Here is a 9735-nt window from a genome sequence, read left to right on the forward strand (position 1 = left end):
GCCGCGCAAGCCCGGCAAGCAGCCCGCCGGCACGAAGGCCGGGGCGTCCGCGGACACCAAGGCCGTGGGCAAGCAGCGGGACGGCCGGCACGAGACCGGGCCCGCCGCCCCCGCGGACGGCGCCACGCCCTCCCCGGAGCTCTCGCGCCGCCGCCTCCTGGGGACGGTCGGCGCGGCGGGCGCGGCCGGACTGGTCGTCGGCGGGGCCGGCGGCGCCATCGGGGTCGCGACGGCCACCGGGGACGCCCCGGCCGCGCTGACCACCATCGGCTCGACCGAGGTCGCGTTCCGCACGGACGGCACCAGGCAGCAGGCGGGGATCACCACCCCCCTCCAGGCCAGCGGGCACCTGCTCGCCTTCGACCTGGCACCGGGGGCCGGTCGCAAGGAGGCCGCCGCACTGCTGCGCCGCTGGTCGCGGACGGCAGAGGGGCTGATGGCCGGGCGCACCCCGGACGCCGACACCGGGGTGGCGCTGGACGCCGGCCCGTCCTCGCTGACCGTCACCTTCGGCCTCGGCCACAGCTTCTTCGACCGTACGGGCCTGGCCGGCCGGCGCCCCGTACAGCTCGACCCGCTGCCCGACTTCTCCGCCGACGCGCTGGACCCGAAGCGCAGCGACGGCGACCTGTGGATCCAGATCGGCGCCGACGACGCGCTGGTCGCCTTCCACGCGCTGCGCGCGCTCCAGAAGGACGCGGCCGGGTCGGCGCGGCTGCGCTGGCAGATGAACGGCTTCAACCGCACCCCGGGCGCCACCGCGCACCCCATGACCGCCCGCAACCTGATGGGCCAGGTAGACGGCACCAACAACCCCAAGCCGTCGGACGCGACCTTCGACGAGCGGATCTTCGTGGGGCGGGACGCCGCACAGGAGTGGATGCGCGGCGGCTCGTACGCCGTGGTGCGCCGGATCCGGATGCTGCTCGACGACTGGGAGAAGCGCTCCCGCGGCGAACAGGAGCGGGTCATCGGGCGCCGCAAGGACACCGGCGCCCCGCTGACCGGCGGCACCGAGACCACTCCGATGAAGCTGGACGCGAACGGCGCCGACGGGCTGCCGGTCATCCCCGCCAACGCGCACGCCCGGATCGCCGCCCCGGCCTCCAACCAGGGCGCGGCGATGCTGCGCCGCCCGTTCTCGTACCACGACGGGTTCCGCGACGACGGCGCCCCGGACGCCGGGCTGCTCTTCGTCTGCTGGCAGGCCGATCCGCTGCGCTCCTTCACCCAGATCCAGCGGAAGCTGGACCGCGGGGACGCGCTCTCGCCGTTCCTGCGGCACGAGGCGAGCGGCCTGTACGCGGTGCCGCCGGCGCCGGAGGCGGGCGCCTACGTGGCGCAGCCGCTGCTGGAGGGCTGAGCGGACCACCTGACGGAACGGGGACGCCGGCCACCGGGGCGGTCGGTATCGTGACAGGGCAGGGAGAAGATCGGCGGGTTGCCCCCGCAGTGACGCGAGGGAGTCCTCCAGCCATGTCGGCCAGTCGCTACACCTATCTCGGCCCCGCGGGCACCTTCACCGAGGCCGCGCTGCGCACCCTTCCCGAGGCGGCGACCCGGGAGCTGGTGCCGATGGTGTCGGTGCCGGCCGCCCTGGACGCGGTGCGCGCCGGCGAGGCCGCGGCGGCGCTGGTGCCGATCGAGAACTCCGTCGAGGGCGGGGTGACCACCACCCTCGACGAACTTGCCGCCGGCGAACCGCTGATGATCTACCGCGAGGTGCTGCTCCCGATCGCCTTCGCCCTCCTCGTGCGCCCCGGTACGGCGCTGGCCGACGTGAAGACGGTGACCGGGCACCCGGTGGCCCAGCCCCAGGTCCGCAGGTGGCTGGCCGCCCAACTCCCGGAATCCGTCTGGGAGTCGGCCGCCTCCAACGCCGACGGCGCCCGGCTGGTGCAGGAGGGCCGCTACGACGGCGCGTTCGCCGGTGAGTTCGCGGCGGCGACGTACGGGCTGGAGCCGCTGGTCACCGGCATCCACGACGCGGAGAACGCCGCCACCCGCTTCGTCCTGGTCGGCCGCCCGGCGCGCCCGGCGGCGCCCACCGGCGCGGACAAGACCTCGGTCGTGCTGTGGCTGGCCGAGGACCACCCCGGCGCGCTGCTGGAGCTGCTCCAGGAGTACGCGGTCCGCGGGGTCAACATGATGCGGATCGAGTCCCGGCCGACCGGCGAGGGCATCGGCCGCTACTGCTTCTCCGTGGACTGCGAGGGCCATATCACCGACCGCCGGGTGAGCGAAGTCCTCATGGGCCTCAAGCGGGTGTGCCGGGACGTACGGTTCCTGGGCTCGTACCCGCGCGCGGACGAGGTGGCGGCGCGCGTCCGGCCGCAGATGACCGACCCGGCGTTCACCGAGGCGTCGGACTGGCTGGCGCGCTGCCTCGACGGCCGCGCCTGACCGGCCGCCCCTCCCCTGTAGGTCACGCGCTGCGACCTGGGGCTTTCCCGGGGCCGCGGCGTGCCTCCGTTTTCCGGTCCGGCCACCCTCCGCGGTTGTCCACAAAGTTATCCACAGGCGCGCTTCTCGACCTGTGGGTAAGTCGACATGAGAGTCGGACAGAGTCGACATATCTCCCTAGTGACCTCGCACCCGTCCACAGTCACCCACAGTGGATCACCCCGGCCCGCGTCAGCACAATTCCCGTGATCAATCCTTTAGGGCGAGGTAATCCCACACGAAAGAGTGCCCCAACAAGGTTTGGACCGAGAATCCACCGTCGAGCTTTTCGCGTGCAGAATGATCAATTCCGGCTTCCACAGATCTCACGCACAGCCTGTGGATAAGAATCCCCAACCCCCCGAACCTGTGGACAACCCACGGGGCAAGCCGTGGACGGCGACCCGAACCCCCGCCGCGAATGCCCCATTTCGGAGAATGCTCGGGAATTCCACAGGCCCTTACGATGCGTTACCCACACACCTCGCGCAGCCTCCGGGGCACGATTCCCACCCACGGAATAAATAACCCCAAAGCGGACAAAGCGCCACGCCCGTGAATATCCCGTCGAGTGCCGGCTCCCGGCCCCGGTAGCCTGGTGGGGTGATTGACCTTCGCCTGCTTCGTGAGGACCCCGACCGTGTGCGCGCCTCCCAGCGCGCCCGTGGAGAGGACGTCGCACTTGTCGACGCGCTCCTCTCCGCCGACGAGCGGCGCAGGTCGTCCGGCGTCCGCTTCGACGAGCTGCGCGCCGAGCAGAAGGCGCTCGGCAAGCTCATCCCCAAGGCCGCCGGCGACGAGAAGGCCGAGCTGCTGAAGAAGGCCGGCGAGCTGTCCGCCGCCGTGAAGGCCGCCGACGCCGAGCAGGACGAGGCCAAGGAAGAGACGCAGACGCTGCTGCTGAAGCTCGGCAACATCGTCCACCCCGACGTCCCGGTGGGCGGCGAGGAGGACTTCACGGTCCTGGAGACACACGGCACCGTCCGCGACTTCGCCGCCGAGGGCTTCGCGCCCAAGGACCACCTGGAGATCGGCGAGCTGCTCGGCGCGATCGACGTCGAGCGCGGCGCCAAGGTCTCCGGCTCGCGCTTCTACTACCTCACCGGCGTCGGCGCCCTGCTGGAGCTGGCGCTGGTCAACGCCGCCATCGCACAGGCCACCGAGGCCGGCTTCACGCCGATGCTGACCCCCGCCCTGGTGCGCCCGCGCGCCATGGAGGGCACCGGCTTCCTCGGCCAGGCCGCCGAGAACGTCTACCACCTGGAGCGCGACGACTTCTATCTGGTCGGCACCTCCGAGGTCCCGCTCGCCGCGTACCACATGGACGAGATCGTCGACGCGGAGCAACTGCCGCTGCGCTACGCCGGTTTCTCGCCGTGCTTCCGCCGCGAGGCCGGCACGTACGGCAAGGACACCCGCGGCATCTTCCGGGTCCACCAGTTCGACAAGGTCGAGATGTTCTCGTACGTCGCGCCGGAGGACGCCGAGGCCGAGCACCAGCGGCTGCTGGACTGGGAGAAGCAGTGGCTGACGGGCCTGGAGCTGCCGTTCCAGGTGATCGACGTCGCCACCGGCGACCTGGGCGCCTCCGCCTCCCGCAAGTTCGACTGCGAGGCGTGGATCCCGACCCAGGGCAAGTACCGCGAGCTGACCTCGGCGTCGAACTGCGACGAGTTCCAGGCGCGCCGCCTCTCCGTCCGGATGCGGGAGACCGTCGACGGCAAGCAGAAGGTCAAGCCGCTGGCGACGCTGAACGGCACGCTCTGCGCCGTACCGCGCACCATCGTGGCGATCTTCGAGAACCACCAGCTGCCGGACGGTTCGGTCCGCGTCCCCGAGGTGCTCCGCCCGTACCTGGGCGGCCGTGAGGTGCTGGAGCCCGTCGCCAAGTGAGTTCCTCCGCCCTGGCGGGCTCGCCGCTGCCGTACAAGCTCATCGCGACGGACCTCGACGGGACGCTGCTGCGCCACGACGAGACCGTCTCCGAGCGCACCCGCCGGGCGCTCGCCGCGGCCACCGCGGCGGGCGCGGCGCACATCGTCGTCACCGGCCGGGCGGTGCCCTGGACCCGGCACGTCCTCGACGCCCTCGACTACCACGGCCTCGCGGTGTGCGGGCAGGGCGCACAGGTCTACCACGCCGGCGAGCAGCGGCTGCTGACGTCGGTGACCCTGGACCGCCAGCTGGCCGGTCTCGCGCTGTCCAAGATCGAGGCCGAGGTGGGCCCGCTCTTCGTGGCGGCGAGCCGGGACGGCCTGGCCGGCGATGTGCTGGTCGGCCCCGGCTACCGCGTCCAGGAGGGCCCGCTGCCCAGCGTCCGTATGAAGGACCCGGCCGAGCTGTGGGCGGCCCCGCTCAACAAGCTCTACGTCCAGCACCCCACGTTGGACGACGACGCGCTGGCGCTGGCCGCGCGCCAGGTGGCGGGGGACCTGATCGGCGTGACGGTGGCCGGTCCCGGCATCGTCGAGCTGCTGCCGCTGGGCCTGTCCAAGGCCACCGGGCTGTCGCTGGCCGCCCGCCGGCTGGGCATCACCGCCAAGGAGACGCTGGCCTTCGGCGACATGCCCAACGACATCTCGATGTTCGCCTGGTCCGCACACGGCGTCGCGATGGCCAACGCCCATGACGAACTGAAGGCCGTCGCCGACGAGATCACCGCGTCCAACGAGGACGACGGGGTCGCGGTGGTGCTGGAGCGGCTCTACTCCTGACCCGCTTCGGGCGGCGGCAGTTCCTCGGCCGCCGCCTCGCCGCGCGCCGCCGGGGTCAGCGGCCAGCAGGCGAACCCCATGGTCAGCGCTATGGCATGGCCGAAGTCGGTGAAGGTCGCACCGGTCAGCAGCGGAATGCCGAAGAAGAGCAGCACGCCGACGAGGTAGCCGTAGCGCCACGGTGACGGCAGCCGGTACGTCAGCACTCCGGCGGCGGCGGCCAGCCCGTAGGAGACGCCGATGTCCACGACATGGGTCATCGAGCGCGGCAGCTGATGACCCTCGATGGCGAGCAGCACCAGCTCCTGGCTGGCCAGGGTGGCGGCGACATGGGCCGCGCCGACCGTCAGCAGCCAGCGCCAACTCCCCATCCATCGCTCGACGTTGGCATGCACCAGCTCGAACATCACCGCGTAGAGCAGGAACGACCCGGGCCGCTCGATCCAGAAGCCGCTGATCAGGAGCGCGGGGATCGGATGCTCGTTCAGCTCGTGGATGTTGCTGCTGTTGCGGTGCAGCAGGAACTGCTCCAGGCCCGCGGAGGCGGAGGCGATGACCAGGCTGGTGATGCCGATGATCAGCAGCCAGATGTGGGTGCCGGGCGTCGACCGCACCCAGTCGGTCACCCGGTCCCGCGCCCGGCCGAGCAGGACGCCGATCGGCGGCGGTGTCATCGGCGGCTCCGGGCGGCGAGGGCGGTCGGCGCGGCGGTGAGGAACGGGCCCGCCCCCTTGATGTGCCGGATGCGCGGCGCGCTCTCCATCGTCCGTACGCCGGGCAGCGCCGCGACCCGGGTCGTCAGATAGCGGTAGAGCTCGCCGGTGTCCCGGCACAGCACGGACGCGAAGAGGTTGTGCGGCCCGGTGATGGCACCGGCGAAGGCGACCTCGGGATGGGCCGCCAACGCCTCGCCGGCGGCGGCGAGTTCGGCGGGCGCGACGGACAGCCAGAGGGCGACCACCACGCCGAACCCGCACTGCCGCAGGTCGTAGTCGACGTCGTAATACAGCACACCGTCCGCGCGCAGCGCTTCGAGGCGGCGGCGGACGGTGGTGGGCGACCAGCCGCTCGCGGTGGCCAGTTCGGCGAGTGGCGCACGGCCGTCCCTGGCGAGCACGTCGAACAGCCGGCGGTCGGCGTCGGAGAGCACCCACGGGGTGGCACGCGCCTGAGCCGGGGGCGGGCTCAGCGCCGCGATCTGCTCGGCCGCCAGCGCCCCGGACTTGCTGATCACGTTCTGCGGGCCGCCGTAGAACTCGTGCAGCAGGCAGTGCGCGGTGACGCCCACGACGCTCGGGGTACGCGGCAGCTTCTGGAGCAGCAGCGCATCGCTGTGCTCGCTGCCCGCCGTCTGGCAGATCGCGGAGATCTCGGTGCCGCCGGACATCAGGCTGACCCAGGAGGTGTCCGGCCGGCGGGCCAGCGCCTCCGCCACCGGCAGGGCGGCGTCCGGCGCGCACTGCACCCGGACCAGCCACTCGACCGCGCCCAGCGCCCGGGGCTCGCTCAGCCCCAGCACCCGCAGCGCGCCGGAGCCGCGGTGCCGGCCGTAGCGCCGGGCGACGGTCTGGTCCGAGACGCCGAGCACCTCGGCGATCCGGCTGAAGGGGGCCCGGCCGTCTACCTGGAGGGCGTGGATCAACCGGAGGTCGAGCTCGTCGAAGGCCGCGGCGGCGGTGGGGCCGGCCGCTGTCCGGTCCGCTGCGGGACCCGTTCGGTCGGTTTTCACCATTGGAGGCTAACCCGCGTCGGATTGCGCCGCCGGGAACCCGCCGGCTGGGGGGACGAGGGGCACGGACCGGAAAGTGGGGGCCTTGCGACGGGCAAACGGCCCGGACGCCACACACACCACGAACACCACGAACACCACGAACGAGAACGACGGAGGAACGGTCATGCGGTACCCACCCGAAAGCGGGCCCGGAGGGCGCGGCCGGGCGCCGGGCGGGGGCGGGAAGTGGTGGCCACTGGTCGCCATCACCCTCGGCAACTTCATGCTGCTGGTCGATGTGACCATCGTGAACACCGCGCTGCCCCGGATATCCGACGGCCTGGGCGCCTCCTTCACCTCCCTCCAGTGGGTGATGGACAGCTACGCCCTGGCGCTGGCCGCGCTGCTGATGGCGGCGGGATCGGCCGCCGACCTCTTCGGGCGGCGCCGGCTGTACGTGGCCGGGCTGGCGCTCTTCGCCCTCGCCTCACTGGCCTGCGGACTGGCCCCCGGCGCGGGCGTCCTGATCGCCTCCCGCGCCGTCCAGGGCATCGGCGCGGCGGCCATGTTCGCCACCAACACCCCGCTGCTGATGGCCGCTTACCAGGGCCGCGACCGCGGTGTCGCGTTCGGCGTCTGGGGCGGCACCAGCGGGGCGGCGGCGGCCGTCGGCCCCGTACTGGGCGGACTGCTCACCCAATACGTCGACTGGCGGGCGATCTTCCTGGTCAATCTGCCGCTGACCGCCGTCGCCGTGTGGCTGACCCTGCGTCGCGTACCCGAGTCCTACGGGGACCGCGGCGGGCGCGTCGACTGGCCGGGCGCCGCGTCCTTCACACTCTGCGCGGGCCTGCTGACGTACGGGCTGATGCGCGGCGGCGAGCACGGCTGGACGGAGGCCGGGACGCTGACCGCGCTGGCGGGCGCCGCGCTGGCGCTGGTCGTCTTCGTGATCGCCGAGCGGCGGATCCGGCAGCCGCTGCTGGACCTGCGGCTGCTGCGCCGGCCGTCGTTCGCGGTGCTGATGGCGGCGGCGCTGCTGATGCAGGCCGCGGCGTTCCCGTATCTGACGTTCGTGGGGCTGTGGACCCAGGACGTCCTGGGGCTGAGCCCGGTCCAGGCGGGCCTCGCGGTGACGCCGATGGCGCTGATGTCGCTGCTGGTCGGCGCGCTCGGCGGCCGGTTCCTCCAGCGGCTCTCCCCGCGACTCCCGCTCGGCATCGGCCTGTTGCTGATCGGCGCGGGCGGGCTGCTGCATGCGGCGCTGCTCCACGGCGGAGCGGGCTGGGCCGCGCTGGCCCCCGGGCTCGCGGTGAGCGGGCTCGGGATCGGGGCGGCGATGCCGGTACTGGTGTCCGCGGCGCTGGGCGCGGCACCGCCGGCGCGGGCCGGCATGGCGAGCGGCGCGGTGAACACCTTCCGGCAGCTCGGCTTCGCGTTCGGAATCGCGGTGCTGGGGACGGTGTTCGGCCAGGCGATGCGCGAGGCGCTGCGCGGCCCCGGGCACCCCACGCCCGCCGCCGCGTACCTCTCCGCGCTGCGCGAGATCACCCTGCTCTCCGGGGTGGTGGCGGTGGCCACCGGGCTGCTGGTGCTCGCGGTGGTCCGGCGCACGCCGCGTACGGCCGGCGGGCCCGCGGGCGAACCGGCCGCCGGAGAACCGGCCTCCGACGGACGGCCGACCGCGCAGGCACCGGCAGGGGCGTGACCGGCCGGGCGGGCCCCTGCGGCACCGCCGGGCCGGGCGGGTCACCCCGCAGGACCGGCGGGTCGGCACCCGGAACCGTACGGCCGTACACGGTTCCGGGTTGCCGCCCTGGTCCTGCGACGATCGTCCCGGGGCGGCACCCCCAAGTCAATCCTCGGGTTTCCTTCCAAACTCCTTAGAAAAAGCTTGGGTTGGAGTTAGCGTGACGGTGTGACACTCGACGATCTGCGCGCCTTCGTGGCCGTCTGCGAGGCGGGCAGCCTCAGCGCCGTCGCCCGCGACCTCGGCTGCACCCAGTCCGCCGTCAGCCAGCGCGTCAAACGCCTCGAACGGGAGGCGGGCATCGGCCTGTTGGAGCGCCGCCCGCGCGGGGTGGCCCCCACCGGGGCGGGCCGGATCCTGCACCGCGCCGCCGCCGACGGCCTCGGCGGACTGGACCTGGCGCTGCGCCGACTGGCCGATATGCGCGAGGGCGACGGCGGCACGGTCCGGGTCACCACCGGCGCCACGACCGTCCGGCACTTCATGTCCGACGCGGTGGTCGCCTTCCGCGCCCGGCGCCCGCACGTCAACCTGGAGTTCCACACGGAGAGTTCCAGCCGCCGCTGCTTCGAGGCGGTCGCGGACGGCGACTCCGAACTGGCCTGGATCACCATCGGCCAGCCCGTCCGCGGTATCGAGCAGCACCCGGTGACCGGCCTGCCCTGGGTGCTCGCGGTGCCCGCCGGCGACCCGCTCGCCACCCGCGAGCGGATCGAGCCGGACGAGCTGGCAGCCCTGCGCCTCATACAGCTCCCGGAGAACTCCACCTCCCGGATGCGCCTGGACGGCCACCTCGGCCACCAGGACTCCGGCCCGGTCCCGCCGCCGAGCACCACCAGCGTCGCCGACTGGGACACCGCCCTGCTGCTCGCCGAACTCGGCGTCGGCCCCGCCGTCGTCCCCGAACTCCCCGGCCGCCGGGCCGCCGCCGCCCACCCCGGCCTGCGGCTGGTGCCGATCCCGGCACTGCCGCCGCTCACGACCGGGTGGGCGGTCCGGCAGTGGGCCGCGCTGAGCCCCGCGGCGGTGGAGTTCGCGGAGACGGTGAACCGCTGCCTGGGGGGCGGGGAGCGGCCCGTTCGCACCTGATGACAGGTCAGTTCTGGCCGGGGGGGCGG

The 9735-nt window shown here is 73.2% G+C and carries 8 protein-coding genes; 6 read left to right on the forward strand and 2 right to left on the reverse strand.

Annotated features, from left to right (window positions below):
• Positions 1–64 precede the first annotated feature (64 nt).
• The 4 genes from efeB (at position 65) to ACO1BR_RS02615 (ending at position 5156) form a co-directional block, all read left to right on the forward strand.
• Positions 65–1363, forward strand: a complete 1299-nt coding sequence (gene efeB / locus ACO1BR_RS02600; RefSeq protein ID WP_426793712.1) for an iron uptake transporter deferrochelatase/peroxidase subunit — start codon at positions 65–67, stop codon at positions 1361–1363.
• Positions 1364–1476: 113 nt separating this feature from the next.
• Complete coding sequence (gene pheA, locus ACO1BR_RS02605; protein ID WP_159509403.1) at positions 1477–2403, forward strand: prephenate dehydratase; 927 nt, start codon at positions 1477–1479, stop codon at positions 2401–2403.
• A gap of 642 nt (positions 2404–3045) precedes the next feature.
• Positions 3046–4335: a serine--tRNA ligase gene (gene serS / locus ACO1BR_RS02610; RefSeq protein WP_426793389.1), complete on the forward strand. Its 1290-nt coding sequence runs from the start codon at positions 3046–3048 to the stop codon at positions 4333–4335.
• On the forward strand, positions 4332–5156 hold the full coding sequence (locus ACO1BR_RS02615) for an HAD family hydrolase (RefSeq protein WP_426793390.1): 825 nt from the start codon (positions 4332–4334) through the stop codon (positions 5154–5156). Before serS ends, ACO1BR_RS02615 begins: the two co-directional genes overlap by 4 nt.
• Here the strand turns inward: ACO1BR_RS02615 and ACO1BR_RS02620 are convergent.
• Both ACO1BR_RS02620 and ACO1BR_RS02625 read right to left on the reverse strand, forming a co-directional pair.
• Positions 5147–5830, reverse strand: a complete 684-nt coding sequence (locus tag ACO1BR_RS02620) for a rhomboid-like protein (protein WP_426793391.1) — start codon at positions 5828–5830, stop codon at positions 5147–5149. The two genes, ACO1BR_RS02615 and ACO1BR_RS02620, sit on opposite strands and share 10 nt — an antisense overlap.
• The gene (locus ACO1BR_RS02625) at positions 5827–6888 is read right to left on the reverse strand and encodes an Lrp/AsnC family transcriptional regulator (protein ID WP_426793392.1); all 1062 of its coding nucleotides are present in this window, start codon (positions 6886–6888) and stop codon (positions 5827–5829) included. Before ACO1BR_RS02625 ends, ACO1BR_RS02620 begins: the two co-directional genes overlap by 4 nt.
• Before the next feature lie 163 nt (positions 6889–7051).
• Between ACO1BR_RS02625 and ACO1BR_RS02630 the strand changes: the two genes are divergently transcribed.
• Entirely contained in the window at positions 7052–8575 is a 1524-nt protein-coding gene (locus tag ACO1BR_RS02630; RefSeq protein ID WP_426793393.1) for an MFS transporter, read from the forward strand.
• 210 nt (positions 8576–8785) lie between these two features.
• The gene (locus ACO1BR_RS02635; protein WP_426793394.1) at positions 8786–9706 is read left to right on the forward strand and encodes a LysR family transcriptional regulator; all 921 of its coding nucleotides are present in this window, start codon (positions 8786–8788) and stop codon (positions 9704–9706) included.
• Positions 9707–9735: the final 29 nt, after the last annotated feature.

Origin of the sequence: Streptomyces sp. YGL11-2 (genome assembly GCF_050054615.1) — a bacterium.
Classification (GTDB): Bacteria; Actinomycetota; Actinomycetes; order Streptomycetales; family Streptomycetaceae; genus Streptomyces.